We start from the raw sequence: 16,026 nt of genomic DNA on the forward strand, positions 1-16,026 counted from the left end.
CCCAAATTTGGCCGCTGATCGACGTCAGACTGCACGTTCCGGCATTATCAACCTGCTTTTGACCAAGTGATGGCTCCCGTTAGCGCCGATGGCGCTTTGCGGAGTATACTGGCCTGCAAAGTCACTGATTCAGGGTCATAGCCATTGGCCACGTCGCGCAGGATCTCGCTGATATCCACTGGCCGGATCTTTTCCAGTTCCACCTTTCCGATGCGCCAGGCCACCTCGCGCTCGTACAGGCTCTTTTCTTTCTGGTGGGACGCGATTTCTCGCTTGCGAAGCTCGTAGTAGTCAGCATATAGGTCATTGAGCGTTTTGAAGGGGTTTTGATTGACCTTCTGCCGTTCCTGAACCGGATCAGCACCCTCACGCTTGATCGCCAACCTCAGCTTCGCCGCTTCATCGCGGGCGTCGGCCAGTGACCAGTCGTCCACCTTGCCGATGGTGTATTCACGCCGGAGCTTGGTAGCTGGCGTGGTGTAGCGCAGCATCCAGTAAGCGTCGCCGCGCTTCGGGGTCATGAGGTAGAGGCCATTGCCGTCGGCATGCCGAACGGATGGCTTCTCTTTGATCAATTTCTTGACGGTTTTGTCGTGTAGCTTGCCCACCTTCCTGCCTCAAAAAAAATTGGGGAGTACAATCTCGCCGATACAATATAGCGAGAAAACACTCCCCAATCTACTACCCACCACTACCCAAACTTGGCAGAACTTACACGAACATCATGACCGTCAAAATTACATAAATATTTGATTTATATTGACATTAAGAACACAAATGAACGTCTAAGAACATCATTCAATGTTCTGGACCTGCTCCCGCATCTGCTCGATCAGCACCTTGAGATCCACCGCCACCCGGGTCACCCGGGCATCGATACTTTTGCTGCTGAGGGTGTTGGCCTCGCGATTCAGCTCCTGCATCAGGAAATCCAGACGACGGCCGATGGCGTCGCCGGACGTCAGGGTGTCAGACACCTCGGAGATGTGGGCATCCAGGCGATCCAGCTCCTCAGCCACATCGCTTTTCTGGGCCAGCATCACCATTTCCTGCGCCACCCGCTCAGGATCCAGTTCGACCCGGGCTTTTTCGAAGCGATCCCTGAGCTGTTGCTCCTGAGCTTTGACCAACTCCGGCATCAGCTCACGCACTTCCTCGACCCGCTGCCCCATGGTCTCAAGCCGGTCCTCGAACAGCGGCCGCAGACGCTCGCCCTCCCGCTCCCGAACGGTGACCAGATCAGCTACGGTGCGCTCGAAGAGTTCCGCCGCGGCATCGCGAGCGGGGCTGTAATCCAGCTCTTTCACCGACAGCACGCCGGGCCAGCGCAAGACATCAAGGGCGTTGATGTGGGCAGGATTGTCCAGAATCCGGTTGACGTGGTTGGCCGCCTCGTTGACGGCACGGGCCATGTCGTCGCTGACCTCGAAGTTCTGCGCGGCGCTTTCTGCCGTCTGCAGGCGCATCGACACGTCCACTTTGCCCCGTTTGAGCTGGTTACGCAGCTGCTCACGAAAGGCATTCTCAAGCTCCCGCAGCGCTTCCGGCAAACGGAACGACGGCTCCAGGTAACGATGATTCACGGTGCGAATCTCGCAAGTCAGCGTTCCCCAGTCACCCTGTGTGTCCTGGCGCGCAAAGGCAGTCATGCTTCGAATCATGGCAGCTCCATTGGTCTGTCGATGCAATCTTTCGAGTTTAACAGGGTGCGGCGCGAAACCGCGAACCCGACCAAAGCCGGAGAGCCGCACCGGAACAGACCACTGCCTCACCGTGTTATACTCCGCCGTTATCCTATTCCGAACGCCGGGCGCACCGCCCCGGACATCCACTACTAATATCAGGACACACTATGCGACCCAGCGGAAGAACGCCGGAACAACCGAGAGACATCCGAATCACCCGCAACTACACCCGCCACGCCGAGGGCTCGGTACTGGTCGAATTCGGTGACACCAAGGTCATCTGTACCGCCTCGGTGGAAAACAAGGTGCCGCCCTTCCTGCGCGGCGAAGGCAAAGGCTGGATCACCGCCGAATACGGCATGCTGCCCCGTTCCACCGGCAGCCGCATGGGCCGCGAAGCGGCCCGCGGCAAACAGGGTGGGCGCACGGTTGAAATCCAGCGCCTGATCGGCCGCTCTCTGCGCGCTGCGGTTGACCTGAGTGCCCTGGGCGAGCACTCCATCACCATCGACTGCGACGTCATCCAGGCCGATGGTGGCACCCGTACCGCGGCGATCACCGGTGGGTGCGTCGCCCTGGTTGACGCCCTGAATCATCTGGTGGCGGAAAAACGCCTGAAGAAATCACCGCTGAAGCAGATGGTCGCAGCCTTGAGTGTCGGCGTGTACAAAGGTACGCCGGTGCTGGACCTGGATTACCCGGAAGACTCCGAAGCCGAAACCGACATGAACGTGATCATGACCGACCGCGGTGGCTTTATCGAGATACAGGGCACCGCCGAAGGCGCGCCGTTTGTGCAGGAAGAGCTGGACAGCATGCTGACGTTAGCCAGGCAGGGTATTGAGCAGCTGTTTGAGATTCAGAAGGCGGCTCTGGAGGGATAAGTTACCGGGTAAGCTGTTGTCGGATCAGGGCTTGCGCCTGATCCGACCGACGGCGCTCTCCCAGACTCAGAAACCGATTTCGATGTCGTAGTCCATGATCACCGGCGCGTGATCGGAAAAACGGGTGCCGTCATCAATCCAGCCATCCAGAATCGTCTTGCGGATACCCGGCGTCATCAGCTGGTAATCCACCCGGATGCCGGCGTTCTTGCGCGACCCCTCGGTCTGTTCTGGCCACCAGGTAAACTGATTGCTCTGTTTGTTGATCTCGCGGAATCCATCCACGCAGCCCATCTCGTCGAACAGCCGATCCAGCCACGCCCGCTCATGGGGCATGAATCCGGAGGCGTCCAGCTGATGATAGAGCGGGCTGGCGTCGGTCACGTGATGGGCGGTCTGCAGGTTGGCGCAGAAAATGAACTGGCGGCGCTTGCGCAATGTCTTCTGCATGTGCAGGCCGAACGCTTCCATGAAGTCGTCCTTGTGATCCAGCACCGTCAGGTCATTGTCGCCAATGAGCTCGTCCTCACGGCCAAGCGCACAGGGCGCCAGCACACAGGCCACCGACACCTTGTCGAAGTCGGCCTGGATGAATCGCCCTTCACGATCCGCCTGCTCATTGGCGAAGCCGTACATGATGGCTTTGGGAAAGTGGCGGGTATAGATGCCCACGCCGCCGTCCTCGTTGTTCTCGCCATCAATGAAGTAGGCCTCGTAGCCTTCCGGAATCAGGTTGAAGTCCTCGATTTCGTAGGCGCGCATGCGGTGATCCTGAACGCAGACCACGTCGGCATCTTGCCCGGCCAGCCATTCGAAGAAACCTTTCTCAACCGCCTGGGCGAGGCCGTTGACGCTGATTGTTACTACCCGCATACGTGTTTCCTGATTCGGTTTGTGTGTATGATACCGGTTTTACGCTTTAATTAAAGATCCACACCCGCCAGAAGCCTTGCCATGCACGACTATCAGCAACATTTCATTGAGTTTGCCATCCGCCGTAACGTTTTGCGTTTTGGCGAATTTACCCTCAAGTCCGGACGCACCAGCCCATACTTCTTCAATGCCGGGCTGTTCAATACCGGCGAGGACCTGCTTGAACTAAGCAAAGCTTATGCCGCCGCCGTGCAGTGCAGCGGCCTGAATTATGACATCATCTTCGGGCCTGCCTATAAGGGCATTCCGTTGGCCACGGTAACGGCCATGGCGCTGGCTTCTGAAGGCCAAAGCAAGCCGTTTGCCTTCAACCGCAAGGAAAAGAAGGACCATGGCGAGGGTGGTAACATCGTCGGCGCGCCACTTGAGGGCAAAGTGCTGATCGTTGATGATGTCATTACCGCCGGCACGGCCATTCGCGAGTCCATCGACCTGATCCGCGCCGCAGGCGCCGAGCCCGCGGGCGTGTTGATTGCCCTGGACCGACAGGAGCGCGGCAATGGCGCGCTGTCCGCCATCCAGGAGGTGGAACAGGAATTCGGTTTGCCCGTCGTCAGCATCATCCGGCTTGAACAGGTTCTCGACTACCTGAGCAAGCGTCCGGATTTCGCCGACCACGCCAGTCGCGTCGCCCAGTATCGGGACCGTTACGGAGTCTGAATATCCATGAAATGTCTGACCCGGTTTTCACTCGCAGCATCTGCCTCCGCTCTGTTGTTTGCCGCAACGGTCGCCGAGGCACAAATGTACCGTTACACGGATGAAAACGGCCAGATGGTTATCAGCAACACCATCCCCCAGGAGGCTTCCCGGCGGGGCTACGACATCCTGAATACCCAAGGACGTGTCGTCGAATCGGTTGCCCCGGCTCCGACCCCGGAGGAAATAGCCGCCCGCGAAGCTGAGGAAAAGCGCCAGGAAGCGCAGAAGCGGCAGCAAGAGCAGGACCGCAAATTGCTCAAACGCTTCAGCCATCCGGATCAGGCCGTCAGTGCCATGCACCGCAAGGTCCGTGAGCTGGAAAGTCTGAGCCAACTCAAGCGGGGCAACATTTCCGTCATTGTCAGCCAACTGAATAACGAAGAGAGCCGTGCCGCCGACATGGAGCGCGCCGGGCGCGAAGTGCCGGAAACCACCCTGAAAAAAATCCGGCGCCTTGAAGCCCAGGTTCGCGACATAGAGCGGGAAATTGCGATCCAGAATGCCGAAATACAGGACCTCAGGGATGGCTACGAGGCCGACATACGCCGCCTTGAAGAGATCACCGGCGAGCCGCGAACCCTTCCACTTGAGCCGCCCGAACCGGGCAACTGATCAACCTGTTTTGAGCAATCAAAGAAAAGGGCCACCCTCGGGTGGCCCTTTTCGCACCGTCTTACGACCTATCAGGCAGAAGCGGTGGTTTTCTTGGCAGCCGGCTTGCGAGCGGCGGTCTTGCGCGCTGCAGGCTTCTTGGCTGCAACAGATTTCTTGGCTGACTGGGCAGCTTCAGAAACCTCGCCTGCTGCGTCAGAAACTGCGTCGGCGCCTTCAGCCGCTTCTTTTTCCAGCTTGGCAACCAGATCCGCAGCGAAGTTGCCGAAACGGCTGTTCAGGGTACGCAGTTGCTCGAACAGGTTCTCGCTGTAACCGTAGTAACGGGTACGCAGAGTCTTGACACTGTACTCGCGTGCTTCTGACTCAAGCTTCTCAGCGTAGTCGAACGGCTTGGAAGCCAGCTTCTTCTGCTGGTCTTCAGCGGCATTGATGCCTTTTTCCACGATTTCCTGAAGCTGTTCCTGATAGCTTTTGAGCTTACCCATAATGTTCTCTCCTGAGATGATATAAAGGGTGGATTCCTGTCGGATCCCTAATTCACAACATCAGGTTACGGTCAAAAATTAGAATGTTCATACTAAAAGCCAATGTGTGACCCATTACCGAACTTAAAGATTGTTCATTTGATGATTTTCCACGTCACCGCATAATTTCAACCTGATCTCAAAGCCCGTCTCTCCGCATTATTCAGGCTGCGCGCTCCCGGATCGCCCGATCCGGGCAACAAGAAAAATGGCGAGAACATCATGATGACCAGACCAATGCAGACTCTGCGGGGGCGAAGCCTTGCCCTCAGCGCAACGCTGGCAAGCGTACTTATTCTGGCGGGCTGCCAGGAGGACTCACGGGCGTCAAAAACCAGCACCGATCAGGCGGCATCCATCGCCGGACAGCGGCTGGACAAAGCCATGGGCAGCTTTCGTACCGCGCTGGGGCAGGACAGCGGCACTGAGCAGCGGATGCGCACTCCGACACTGACCTGGAACGCCCCGCTGACAAGGGAAGACGGCTCATCACTCTATCCCGGCCAGATCAGCGGCTACCGCATTTACTATCGGCTGAAACACGAAAACACACTCAAAGTGATTCCGGTCGACAGCCCACAAAAGAACCGGTTCACTCTGAACACCTTGCCACCGGGTGCGTACGAATTCAGCATCACCACAGTGGATAACAATGGCCTGGAGAGCCGCCGCTCAACGCCGGTGTCCATCAATCTCACCCAGATGCGACAGGGCTGAGCACTCGCAACCGGCGAACTACCAGCGGAATATGACCCAGCTTGGCACCAGCATGTCGGTCTGATCCTCGCGGATCCACCCGCCACCGTCGGCGGGCACCAGATAGTATTCCGGCCCCACCTCCGGCACTACCTTGATTTCAACCAGCTGACCATTGACCCGGTATTCATAGAACACTTCGTTATCACCGGGGCGGATCACGATCTGGGCACCGTCCGAGGAGGGCTGGTAATCAGACACCACCAGCGGCTCCTGTGGCGTGGCGACCACCTCCTGATCCAGCCCTCCTCTGTCCTGCGCGGAAATGGGTGCGGACAGCAGCAGGGAGGCAACACCGAGGCAGGCGATTCGTTTCATTTTCGTGATACCCTTTTGTCCAACTATGGCGACAGCAATTGTCCCTTTATGACTATAGCGTTGCACATGGCAACCCACGCTTCAATCACATTCCGGACCTGTTTTGATATGACACAGCAACAGACCCCACCGGTTGTTCTTGTAGACGGCTCTTCCTATCTGTTCCGGGCGTACCATGCCCTGCCGCCCCTGACCACCAGCAAGAACCACCCGACAGGCGCCATCAAAGGCGTCATCAGCATGCTGCGCCGGCTGGAGCAGGATTTTCCGGGATCGAAAATGGTGGTCGTCTTTGACGCCAAGGGGAAAACCTTTCGCCATGACATGTATGAGGCGTACAAGGCCAACCGCCCGCCGATGCCAGACGACCTGGCCTGCCAGATTGAGCCCATCCACGAGATGGTCAAGGCCATGGGACTGCCGCTACTGATCGTGCCCGGCGTGGAGGCCGACGATGTGATCGGCACCCTCGCCCACGAAGCCACCAGCAAAGGAATCGACGTGGTGATTTCCACCGGCGACAAGGACATGGCGCAGCTGGTCAGCGACCACGTGACGCTGATCAACACCATGACCGAAACCCGCATGGACCGGGACGGCGTGGTGGACAAGTTCGGCGTAACCCCGGAGCAGATCATCGACTACCTCGCACTGGTCGGCGATAAGGTGGACAACATTCCCGGCGTCAATAAATGCGGGCCCAAAACCGCGGTCAAATGGCTCCAGGAACACCCCAGCCTTGAAGAGATCATGGCGAACGCCGACCAGGTCAAGGGCAAGATCGGTGAATACCTCAGGGAAGCGCTGGAGATACTGCCACTGAGCCGCGACCTGGCCACCATCCGCACCAACGTGGAACTGGACTTCGGGCTGGAAAATCTCCAGCTGCGGAACCAGAACAACGACGCACTGCTCGAACTGTTCCGCGAATATGAGCTGCGCTCCTGGACGGCGGAGCTGGAGAGTACCGGCACCGGGTCTGACCGGACGCCGGATACGAGTGCCGACGCAACCGCCGAGCCAGTCGACAAGCGCTACACGGTGATCACCGAGCAGGCCGATTTCGATCAGTGGCTGGCGCGGCTGAGGCAGGCGCCGTTGTTCGCCTTCGACACCGAAACCACCAGTCTGCGGTATATGGATGCCGAGGTGGTTGGCGTCTCCTTCGCCATCGAGCCGGGCGAGGCCGCCTACGTGCCGCTGGCCCACGACTACATGGGGGCCCCGGAGCAACTGGATCGCGACGCCGTGCTGGCGCAGCTCAAGCCTCTGCTGGAAGACCCGGCCAGGCCCAAGCTGGGGCAAAATCTGAAGTACGACAAAAATGTGCTGGTCAACCACGGCATCACCCTCGAGGGCATTGCCGAAGACACCATGCTCGAGTCCTACGTGCTCAACTCAGTGGCGTCCCGACATGACATGGACACGCTGGCCAGACAGTATCTCGACGAGCAGACCATCACCTTCGAGTCCATCGCCGGCAAGGGCGCCAAACAACTGACCTTCAACCAGATTGATCTGGACAAAGCCGGCCCCTACGCGGCGGAGGATGCCGACATCACCCTGCGGCTGCACCAGGTGCTGCGCCCCAGGCTGGCAGAAACCGGCAAGCTGAAATCGGTGTATGAGGAGATCGATCTGCCACTGGTGCCGGTGCTCTCCCGCATGGAGCAGCGCGGCGCAATGATCTGTGCCAGCACCCTGAAGCAGCACAGCCAGGAACTGGCGGAACGCATGGCCGAGCTGGAAAAAGAGGCCCACGAAGAGGCCGGCGAAACGTTCAACCTGGGTTCCACCAAACAGTTACAGGTCATCTTCTATGACAGGATGGGCTTGCCGGTCATCAAGAAAACCCCCAAAGGAGCGCCCTCCACCGCGGAGCCGGTGCTGCAGGAACTGGCCCACGAGCACGCCTTGCCCCGACTGATCCTGGAACATCGCAGCCTGAGCAAGCTCAAGTCCACCTATACCGACACCCTGCCGGTGCTGATTCACCACCGCACCGGGCGTATTCACACCTCGTATCACCAGGCCGTCACGGCAACCGGTCGCCTGTCATCATCGGAACCCAACCTGCAGAACATTCCGATTCGCAGCGAACAGGGCCGACGCATCCGTCAGGCCTTTGTTGCCCCGGAGGGCTGCAAACTGGTGGCCGCGGATTACTCCCAGATCGAGCTGCGCATCATGGCGCATCTGTCTGGCGACAAAGGCCTGCTGACCGCCTTCGAAAAAGGTGAGGATATCCACAAGGCCACAGCGGCGGAGGTGTTCGGGGTGGCTGTTGATGCGGTCACCGGTGACCAGCGGCGCAGTGCCAAAGCCATCAACTTCGGCCTGATCTACGGCATGTCCGCGTTCGGGCTGGCCCGCCAGCTGGATGTGGGCCGCAACCAGGCCCAGGAATACATCGACCGGTATTTCGAACGTTACCCCGGCGTGCTCCGATACATGGACAACATCCGCAAGCAGGCTCACGACGACGGTTACGTGGAAACCCTGTACGGCCGCCGACTGTACCTGCCCGAAATCAACGCCCGCAACAAGCAGATGCAGCAGGCCGCCGAACGCACCGCCATCAACGCACCCATGCAGGGTACCGCCGCCGACATCATCAAGCGGGCCATGATTGACGTGGAACGCTGGCTATTGCACAGCCACGCCGACGACGCACGTATGATCATGCAGGTACACGACGAACTGATCCTGGAGGTGCGGGAGGACGTGGTGGAGACCATCCGCAAGGGCCTGGTGCAGCGGATGTCCGCAGCGGCGAGCCTGGACGTACCGCTGCTGGTGGAAGCGGGCGTCGGTGATAACTGGGACGAAGCCCATTGACGCCAGCCGCCAGACCATAACGCCCTGAAAACGGGTCATTTTGGGGCAGGAAACGGGGCGACGCCCCGTTTCCGGTCACAATATCGAAACCAACCGCCACCACTGGCGCCTTTCACGACACGGCACGAAATTCGCAAGTAATCCTGTTGTCGGCTCCCGCTACTCAGCACGGAGCCAGGTTGTGACACATCGTTTCCGAGGCCGTTACCATGACATCTCTGGCATCTCAACGAAGCTGGCTTCTGGACCCGGGCCTGCTGAAACTGGTGCACCAATGCCGCCGCCTGATTCACACCGAATTTGGCGTCAAATTGCACCTGACCGAAGAACACCTCGAAGCGCAGCTGGCGGACTACGCCCGCAAGACACGCTCCACACAACTGACCCGCACCTGGGAGACCCTGGTGGAGCGGGTACCGCAACTGGATATACCGGCACCGGAGGCTGACGCGCCGGAAAGCGGCAAGCGCACGTATCGTGGGCAGGTAATTCCTGACGAAGGCCGCGAACAACAGCACACGGAGGCGGAGGGCGAGGAAGCGAAGCCACGACGTACCAAGGTGATCTATCGTGGCCAGGTGGTCGGCTGACCGGGACCGGTCAGCCTGTTACTGCAGTGTGCTCAGAAGGATTTGCTGACCTGGATACCGGCACTCCAGGCTTCAAGCTCGTACTCGCCCTGGTAGTTGCTCTGATCCGTTACACCCGGCTGAAGCTCGGCGACTTGTGACGGGTTCTCGTGCGCATAGTTGAACTCATCAACCCGACCGTTGCCGTCGAAAATCAGCGTGCCGGCAGCCACGTCCACGGTCCAGCCACTGCGCTGATCAGCCCATTGAGCACCCAGCGTGAGCCAGTGGCGGTCATTGGAGGGAATGCGCGCCGTTACGAAGTCGTCGTTGACCGGTGATTCGTCAAACGCATAACCGGTCTTGAAGGCCCACTCCGGCGTGGCCTGCCAGATCGCACCCACATTGAACTGCCAGGTGTTCTGCCATTTTTCAGTAACGTGACTGAGCACAGCGCCTTCCTGCGGCGCCTGGGTGACTTCACCACCGGCTTCACGGCTTACGATGTCCAGCTCTTCAAACCGACTCCACTTGGCATAGGTCGCGCCCGCCAGCAGGGTCACGGTGTCCGTCAAATGGTGGCGAGCGCCGAAGGTGATGCTTTCCGGGATCGCCAGCGGCACCTCAACTTTCTCAGTGGCACTGGTCGGTGTCACCACGCCGTTGGCGGGATTCACGAAGTTGCTCAGCTCGGCGTCGCCCTCGAGATTCAGCTCAGTGCCGGTCTGCGCCATCAGACCGAACTGGGTCTGTTCCGACAACTCGTAGAGGAAGCCGACGCGGAATGTCACGCCCACGTCATCACCTTCGATGTCCGCGTAGCCCTCATCGTAAAAGCCGGGATTTGGTGTGCCGCTGGGCGCGGTGACAGCAACGCTGGAAGCGGAATTATCGAGGAATCGGGTCAGTTTGCCTTCGGCATAGATAATATTGATGCCCGCCCCCATCGACAGGCCGTTGCCGTTATTCACAGAAATGGAGGGGCTGAACGAAATCGCCGTCAGCTCGGTCTCGTCGGCGAAATAGCGGCCAACAAAATCGTCTTCATAGTCTGCGGCGAGGCCGAAAGGCGCGTGAATGCCAAAACCCACATCAACGGAATCACTGACTTCGTGGGTCATGTACAGGTTCGGAAGCACGGCTGGATCGGCAATGTCGCCACCGCTGGAGCCCTGCACCGGGAGGCCGATCTGGTTGGTTGCCTGCGCGTCGTTTTTGGCTTCTGCATCGATATCGAGGACCGCGGCGCCGAACGACAGATTCGTTCCGGACAGCTGGCTCATGCCGGCGGGGTTGAACAGGACCGTGGTGGCATTCTCGGGATTGGCAGCGGTGCCAGCGTTGGCAACGCCCATGGCGCTGGCGCTCTGCTCATTCAGAGCAAAGCCACCCGCGAGGGCCGGGGCTGGCGCGACGGCAGCGGTCAGGGTGACAAAACGGATCGCAGAATAAAGTTTGGACTTGTTGTTGCGCATACTTCCTCCATTCAATTTTGCGAGGAAGTATACGCATCTCGGGCCAATGGCCTCAAATGCCATCCCTACTGGTTCAGGGACCTAACCGTTTAAGACTAAAGTCTGATTTGGCGACAGATCGCTCAATCGTCCTGAATTGACAGCTTGTCGACCGAAGATGACAGCTTGTCCGCACCCTGGGCGTCGGCGCCCAGCTTGATCATCAGGCGCAGGTCATTGGCGGAATCGGCGTGAGCCAGCGCGTCCTCGTAGGTGATCGAACCCTCGGCGTACAGCCGGTACAGCGCCTGGTCAAAGGTCTGCATGCCCGATTCGGTGGACTTGGACATCAACTCCTTGAGCTTGTGTACCTCGCCCTTACGGATCATATCGGCGACCAGCGGGGTATTGATCAACACTTCGATGACCGCTTTGCGGCCGGTTCCGTCCGGCGTCGGTACCAGTTGCTGGGCAACGATGGCCTTGAGGTTCAGGGACAGGTCCATCCAGATCTGGTTGTGCTGCTCCGGCGGGAAAAACTGGATGATGCGGTCCAGCGCCTGGTTGGCGTTGTTGGCGTGCAGGGTGGCCAGGCACAGGTGACCGGTTTCGGCAAACTGCACCGAGTACTCCATGGTCTGGCGCGTACGCACCTCACCGATGAGTATTACGTCCGGGGCCTGCCGCAGAGTGTTCTTCAGGGCCACTTCGAAGCTTTCGGTATCAATGCCCACCTCTCGCTGGGTCACGATGCAACCCTGGTGCTGGTGAACGAATTCGATGGGGTCCTCAATGGAAATGATGTGGCCACGGCTGTTGCGGTTGCGGTGCCCCAGCATCGCGGCCAGCGACGTGGACTTACCGGTACCCGTGGCCCCCACAAACATGATCAGGCCACGTTTGGTCATCGCCAGTTCTTTGATGACTTCCGGGAGCGACAGCTCATCGATCTGGGGAATCTTGATCTCGATGCGTCGCAGCACCATGCCGCACAGATTGCGCTGGAAAAAGGCACTGACCCGGAAGCGGCCGATGCCGCGGGCACTGATGGCGAAGTTGCACTCGTGACTCTCGTCGAGCTCCGCCCGCTGTTTGTCGTTCATGGCGCCGTAAACGAATTCACGGGTCTGTTCCGGCGTCAGAGCGTTCTTGGTGACGGGCAGCACCTTCCCGTTCACTTTCATGCTCGGAGGCACACCTGCGGTAATAAACAGGTCCGATCCGCCTTTTTCCACCATCAGCCGCAACAGTTTTTCGAATTCCATGATGTCTTACCTATTCATCAATCCAGGGTGCAAGGGCGCACCGGCAGTCAGAAGTTATCCGGCATTTTGGCCTTGGCGCGGGCCGCTTCGCGCGAAATCAGACCTTTTTTCAACAGCTTTTCCAGGCATTGATCCAGTGTCTGCATGCCCAGCGAGCCGCCCGTCTGGATCGCCGAATACATCTGGGCAATCTTGTCTTCCCGGATCAGGTTACGAATCGCCGCCGTGCCGATCATGATCTCGTGGGCCGCAATCCGACCGCCACCCATCTTCTTCATCAGGGTCTGGGAGATAACCGCCTGCAGGGACTCCGACAACATCGAGCGCACCATGGACTTCTCCTCCGCCGGGAACACGTCGACCACCCGGTCGATGGTCTTGGCGGCAGAGGTGGTGTGCAGGGTGCCGAACACCAGGTGGCCGGTTTCCGCCGCTGTCAGCGCCAGGCGGATAGTTTCCAGATCCCGCAGCTCGCCCACCAGAATGATGTCCGGGTCTTCCCGCAGCGCCGAGCGCAGGGCTTCGTTGAAGCCCAGGGTATCCCGGTGCACTTCCCGCTGGTTAACCAGGCATTTCTTGGACTCGTGAACAAATTCGATGGGGTCTTCGATGGTCAGCACGTGCTCGTAACGGCTGTCGTTGATGTAATCAATCATCGCCGCCAGCGTGGTGGACTTACCGGAGCCGGTGGGCCCGGTGACCAGTACCAGGCCACGGGGCACCGAGGACACATCCTTGAAAACCTGCCCCATGCCCAGGTCTTCCATGGTCAGCACCTTGGACGGGATAGTCCGGAATACCGCGCCGGCACCGCGGTTCTGGTTGAAGGCGTTGACACGGAAACGGGCAACCCCGGGTACCTCGAAGGAAAAGTCTGTCTCGAAAAACTCTTCGTAATCCTTGCGCTGCTTGTCGTTCATGATGTCGTAGATCAGCCCGTGCACCTCTTTGTGCTCCATGGGCGGCAGATTGATTCTGCGAACATCACCATCAACACGAATCATGGGAGGCAAACCGGCAGACAGGTGCAAATCCGACGCACCCTGTTTCGCCGAGAAGGCAAGCAGTTCGGTAATATCCATAGGTTCCTCGGAAGGCTTTTTCTTTTATTCCAGAAGCGGCAAACTCACAGTATGAGCAGCATAGCAGACAACATCGGGAGCGTAACCCGACGCATACAAAAAGCAACATTGCGGGCGGGACGAGCTTCCGATTCCGTGCGCCTGTTGGCAGTCAGCAAGACCCGCACGGCGAACGAACTGCGCGAAGCGGTGGCCGCAGGGCAGACCGCCTTCGGTGAAAATTACCTGCAGGAGGCGCTCGACAAGCAGGCCGCGCTGGCCGATCTCGAGGGTATCGACTGGCACTTTATCGGCCCCATTCAGTCCAACAAAACCCGCCAGATTGCGACCGGGTTTGCCTGGGTACACAGCGTCGACCGGCTGAAAATTGCCCGCCGGCTCAGCGAACAGCGGGATGTGCACATGCCCCCCTTGAATATCTGCCTACAGGTCAATATCAACGAGGAAGACAGCAAGGCGGGTTGCACCGTGGCCGAGCTCGATGGGCTGGTCGCGGAGATCGGTGATTTGCCCAATCTGGCGCTGCGCGGGTTAATGGCGATTCCCGATCCCGATCAGCCGGAGTCGGCGCTGCGCGCCAGCTTCCGCGCCCTGGCCAACGCGCTCAAATCGCTGCGACAGAATCATCCGGATGCCGGTCCGCTGGACACCCTGTCCATGGGCATGTCCGGGGATCTGGAGATGGCGATCGAAGAAGGCGCCACCTGGGTGCGCGTCGGCACCGCGCTGTTCGGCCGTAGACCGGCCAAGAGCTGAACGCGCCAGTTCCTGTTATCATCAGGCCCGGATCATCGACAGTTCAACAGTGGAGTGAACCTTGAGTACATCACCAACCATTTCGTTTATCGGCGCAGGAAACATGGCCAGCGCCATCATTGGCGGCATGCTGGACAACGGTTTCAAGGGAGCCGATATCTGGGTCAGCGCTCCCGATGACAGTCATTTACAGGCCATTCGCAAGCGCTTCGGGGTCAGCGTGACCACCGACAACCGCTACTGCGCGCAGCAGGCTGATCTGGTCATTCTGGCGGTGAAGCCGCAGGTCATGGCGGATGTGTGCCGTGACATCGCACCGATGGTTCAGAACACCCGCCCACTGATGGTTTCCATTGCCGCAGGCCTGGAAGCCGGCACGCTGGACCAATGGCTCGGCGGTGGCTTGCCACTGGTGCGGGTTATGCCCAACACCCCTTCCCTGGTCGGCAAAGGTGCCGCCGGGCTGTTTGCCAACGATCAGGTCAGTGACAAGCAGAAGCAGATGGTGGAAAAGGTGTTCAGCAGCATCGGCTCGGCCCTCTGGGTGAATGAAGAGCCGTTGCTGCACGCGGTGACGGCACTTTCCGGCAGCGGCCCAGCCTACTTCTTTCTGATGCTCGAGGCTCTCGAGGAGGCCGCCACAGAAGCCGGCATCGATCCGGAAACCGCCCGCCAGTTGGCGATCCAGACCATGGCAGGCGCCGCCGAGATGGCCGGTCGCAGCGAACACGATCCGGCCCAGCTCAAGCGCAATGTGATGTCACCCGGTGGCACGACCGAGCGCGCGATCCACACCTTCGAGGACGGAGGGTTGCGGGAGCTGGTCAAGAAAGCCTACTCCGCCGCTTTCTCGCGCTCTGAAGACATGGCCAAAGAACTGGCAAACCAATAACGGAGACAAGGCTTCATGCTGGCTGATATTCTGATCACCATCCTGCTCATCGCCTCGACGTTTTATATGACCATCGTGCTGCTGCGCTTCCTGCTGCAGCTGGCACGGGCGGATTTCTACAATCCGATTTCCCAGTTTGCGGTAAAAGCCACCAACCCGCTACTGCGCCCCCTGCGGCGCTTCATTCCGGGCTGGGGCGGCATCGACGGAGCCGCCCTGGTGCTGGCGGTGCTGATCCAGGCGCTGGCGCTGTTCCTGATCCTGGTCGCGATGAATGGCGGCATCCCCGGCATCAATCCGCTGACGCTGCTGGTCTGGGCAGTACTGAACGTGCTCGATCTGATCGTCAAGATCTACTTCTGGTCCGTCATTGCCGTGGTGGTGGTAAGCTGGATTGCCCCGGGCAGCCATCATCCCGCCATCCAGCTGGTGGCGCAGATCACCGAGCCGGTGATGCGCCCGGTGCGCAACATCATGCCGTCCATGGGCGGACTGGATCTCTCGCCCATCATTGTATTTCTGATCCTCAATGTGGTGTCGGTGGTCATCGACCACATGAAGGTCGCGGCCGGCATGGGCGCACTGGCCGGAATGTAAACCAGGTCGCAAGACTACAATCGGTTACAACTTTCCAGACCAAGCATCACATCCAGACCGTCGATTCATCCTACTGATTCGACGGTCTTTTTTTGACCGAAACCTGACGTTCTGCTATACACACCTGCTTGCACAAATAAAGACATATCCGGTGGT

17 protein-coding genes are annotated in these 16,026 nt (G+C 59.2%); 9 read left to right on the top strand and 8 right to left on the bottom strand.

Going from position 1 to position 16,026, the window contains the following annotated elements; all coding sequences use genetic code 11:
* Positions 1-47: 47 nt before the first annotated feature.
* The gene (locus tag MLC70_RS14555) at positions 48-608 is read right to left on the bottom strand and encodes an Arm DNA-binding domain-containing protein (protein ID WP_248184995.1); all 561 of its coding nucleotides are present in this window, start codon (positions 606-608) and stop codon (positions 48-50) included.
* Between the two features lie 186 nt (positions 609-794).
* Positions 795-1,661 (bottom strand): YicC/YloC family endoribonuclease, encoded by an 867-nt coding sequence (locus tag MLC70_RS14560; protein ID WP_248184997.1) that lies wholly within the window; start codon positions 1,659-1,661, stop codon positions 795-797.
* A gap of 191 nt (positions 1,662-1,852) precedes the next feature.
* On the opposite strand from MLC70_RS14560, the gene rph reads away from it, so the two are divergent.
* Positions 1,853-2,569 (top strand): ribonuclease PH, encoded by a 717-nt coding sequence (rph, locus tag MLC70_RS14565; protein ID WP_248184999.1) that lies wholly within the window; start codon positions 1,853-1,855, stop codon positions 2,567-2,569.
* Between the two features lie 66 nt (positions 2,570-2,635).
* Here rph and MLC70_RS14570 read toward each other — a convergent pair whose 3' ends face one another.
* The gene (locus MLC70_RS14570; protein WP_248185001.1) at positions 2,636-3,442 is read right to left on the bottom strand and encodes an exodeoxyribonuclease III; all 807 of its coding nucleotides are present in this window, start codon (positions 3,440-3,442) and stop codon (positions 2,636-2,638) included.
* 81 nt (positions 3,443-3,523) lie between these two features.
* Here MLC70_RS14570 and pyrE point away from each other — a divergent pair, with 81 nt between their 5' ends.
* Positions 3,524-4,162 carry an orotate phosphoribosyltransferase gene (gene pyrE / locus MLC70_RS14575; RefSeq protein ID WP_248185003.1) on the top strand — a complete coding sequence of 213 codons (639 nt, stop codon included), beginning with the start codon at positions 3,524-3,526 and terminating at the stop codon, positions 4,160-4,162.
* A gap of 6 nt (positions 4,163-4,168) precedes the next feature.
* Positions 4,169-4,816, top strand: a complete 648-nt coding sequence (locus MLC70_RS14580; RefSeq protein ID WP_248185005.1) for a DUF4124 domain-containing protein — start codon at positions 4,169-4,171, stop codon at positions 4,814-4,816.
* A gap of 71 nt (positions 4,817-4,887) precedes the next feature.
* Here MLC70_RS14580 and MLC70_RS14585 read toward each other — a convergent pair whose 3' ends face one another.
* The gene (locus tag MLC70_RS14585) at positions 4,888-5,304 is read right to left on the bottom strand and encodes a hypothetical protein (RefSeq protein WP_248185008.1); all 417 of its coding nucleotides are present in this window, start codon (positions 5,302-5,304) and stop codon (positions 4,888-4,890) included.
* Positions 5,305-5,565: 261 nt separating this feature from the next.
* Here MLC70_RS14585 and MLC70_RS14590 point away from each other — a divergent pair, with 261 nt between their 5' ends.
* A complete protein-coding gene (locus MLC70_RS14590) occupies positions 5,566-6,060 on the top strand; it encodes a fibronectin type III domain-containing protein (protein ID WP_248185010.1) in 495 nt (164 codons plus the stop codon).
* Positions 6,061-6,078: 18 nt separating this feature from the next.
* Here MLC70_RS14590 and MLC70_RS14595 read toward each other — a convergent pair whose 3' ends face one another.
* A complete protein-coding gene (locus MLC70_RS14595; protein WP_248185014.1) occupies positions 6,079-6,417 on the bottom strand; it encodes a DUF2782 domain-containing protein in 339 nt (112 codons plus the stop codon).
* Positions 6,418-6,525: 108 nt separating this feature from the next.
* Here MLC70_RS14595 and polA point away from each other — a divergent pair, with 108 nt between their 5' ends.
* Both polA and MLC70_RS14605 read left to right on the top strand, forming a co-directional pair.
* Positions 6,526-9,255 carry a DNA polymerase I gene (gene polA / locus MLC70_RS14600; RefSeq protein WP_248185016.1) on the top strand — a complete coding sequence of 910 codons (2,730 nt, stop codon included), beginning with the start codon at positions 6,526-6,528 and terminating at the stop codon, positions 9,253-9,255.
* A gap of 209 nt (positions 9,256-9,464) precedes the next feature.
* On the top strand, positions 9,465-9,845 hold the full coding sequence (locus MLC70_RS14605; protein WP_248185018.1) for a hypothetical protein: 381 nt from the start codon (positions 9,465-9,467) through the stop codon (positions 9,843-9,845).
* A gap of 32 nt (positions 9,846-9,877) precedes the next feature.
* Here the strand turns inward: MLC70_RS14605 and MLC70_RS14610 are convergent, their stop codons facing one another.
* The 3 genes from MLC70_RS14610 to MLC70_RS14620 form a co-directional block, all read right to left on the bottom strand.
* Entirely contained in the window at positions 9,878-11,299 is a 1,422-nt protein-coding gene (locus tag MLC70_RS14610) for an OmpP1/FadL family transporter (protein ID WP_248185021.1), read from the bottom strand.
* A gap of 122 nt (positions 11,300-11,421) precedes the next feature.
* The gene (locus tag MLC70_RS14615; RefSeq protein ID WP_248185022.1) at positions 11,422-12,543 is read right to left on the bottom strand and encodes a PilT/PilU family type 4a pilus ATPase; all 1,122 of its coding nucleotides are present in this window, start codon (positions 12,541-12,543) and stop codon (positions 11,422-11,424) included.
* A gap of 47 nt (positions 12,544-12,590) precedes the next feature.
* Positions 12,591-13,625 carry a type IV pilus twitching motility protein PilT gene (locus MLC70_RS14620; protein ID WP_248185025.1) on the bottom strand — a complete coding sequence of 345 codons (1,035 nt, stop codon included), beginning with the start codon at positions 13,623-13,625 and terminating at the stop codon, positions 12,591-12,593.
* Positions 13,626-13,676: 51 nt separating this feature from the next.
* Here MLC70_RS14620 and MLC70_RS14625 point away from each other — a divergent pair, with 51 nt between their 5' ends.
* From MLC70_RS14625 to MLC70_RS14635, 3 genes are all read left to right on the top strand, one after another.
* Complete coding sequence (locus tag MLC70_RS14625; protein WP_248185026.1) at positions 13,677-14,381, top strand: YggS family pyridoxal phosphate-dependent enzyme; 705 nt, start codon at positions 13,677-13,679, stop codon at positions 14,379-14,381.
* A gap of 61 nt (positions 14,382-14,442) precedes the next feature.
* Positions 14,443-15,273: a pyrroline-5-carboxylate reductase gene (gene proC / locus MLC70_RS14630; protein ID WP_248185028.1), complete on the top strand. Its 831-nt coding sequence runs from the start codon at positions 14,443-14,445 to the stop codon at positions 15,271-15,273.
* Between the two features lie 15 nt (positions 15,274-15,288).
* Positions 15,289-15,870 (top strand): YggT family protein, encoded by a 582-nt coding sequence (locus tag MLC70_RS14635; protein ID WP_248185030.1) that lies wholly within the window; start codon positions 15,289-15,291, stop codon positions 15,868-15,870.
* Positions 15,871-16,026: the final 156 nt, after the last annotated feature.

It is taken from the genome of Marinobacter goseongensis, from assembly GCF_023156235.1.
Classification (GTDB): Bacteria; Pseudomonadota; Gammaproteobacteria; order Pseudomonadales; family Oleiphilaceae; genus Marinobacter; species Marinobacter goseongensis.

Coding starts and splice junctions, on each gene's coding strand:
- MLC70_RS14560 (WP_248184997.1), bottom strand. CDS start 1,661: ATGATTCGAAGCATGACTGCCTTTGCGCGCCAGGACACACAGGGTGAC.
- rph (WP_248184999.1), top strand. CDS start 1,853: ATGCGACCCAGCGGAAGAACGCCGGAACAACCGAGAGACATCCGAATC.
- MLC70_RS14570 (WP_248185001.1), bottom strand. CDS start 3,442: ATGCGGGTAGTAACAATCAGCGTCAACGGCCTCGCCCAGGCGGTTGAG.
- pyrE (WP_248185003.1), top strand. CDS start 3,524: ATGCACGACTATCAGCAACATTTCATTGAGTTTGCCATCCGCCGTAAC.
- MLC70_RS14580 (WP_248185005.1), top strand. CDS start 4,169: ATGAAATGTCTGACCCGGTTTTCACTCGCAGCATCTGCCTCCGCTCTG.
- MLC70_RS14585 (WP_248185008.1), bottom strand. CDS start 5,304: ATGGGTAAGCTCAAAAGCTATCAGGAACAGCTTCAGGAAATCGTGGAA.
- MLC70_RS14590 (WP_248185010.1), top strand. CDS start 5,566: ATGATGACCAGACCAATGCAGACTCTGCGGGGGCGAAGCCTTGCCCTC.
- MLC70_RS14595 (WP_248185014.1), bottom strand. CDS start 6,417: ATGAAACGAATCGCCTGCCTCGGTGTTGCCTCCCTGCTGCTGTCCGCA.
- polA (WP_248185016.1), top strand. CDS start 6,526: ATGACACAGCAACAGACCCCACCGGTTGTTCTTGTAGACGGCTCTTCC.
- MLC70_RS14605 (WP_248185018.1), top strand. CDS start 9,465: ATGACATCTCTGGCATCTCAACGAAGCTGGCTTCTGGACCCGGGCCTG.
- MLC70_RS14610 (WP_248185021.1), bottom strand. CDS start 11,299: ATGCGCAACAACAAGTCCAAACTTTATTCTGCGATCCGTTTTGTCACC.
- MLC70_RS14615 (WP_248185022.1), bottom strand. CDS start 12,543: ATGGAATTCGAAAAACTGTTGCGGCTGATGGTGGAAAAAGGCGGATCG.
- MLC70_RS14620 (WP_248185025.1), bottom strand. CDS start 13,625: ATGGATATTACCGAACTGCTTGCCTTCTCGGCGAAACAGGGTGCGTCG.
- MLC70_RS14625 (WP_248185026.1), top strand. CDS start 13,677: ATGAGCAGCATAGCAGACAACATCGGGAGCGTAACCCGACGCATACAA.
- MLC70_RS14635 (WP_248185030.1), top strand. CDS start 15,289: ATGCTGGCTGATATTCTGATCACCATCCTGCTCATCGCCTCGACGTTT.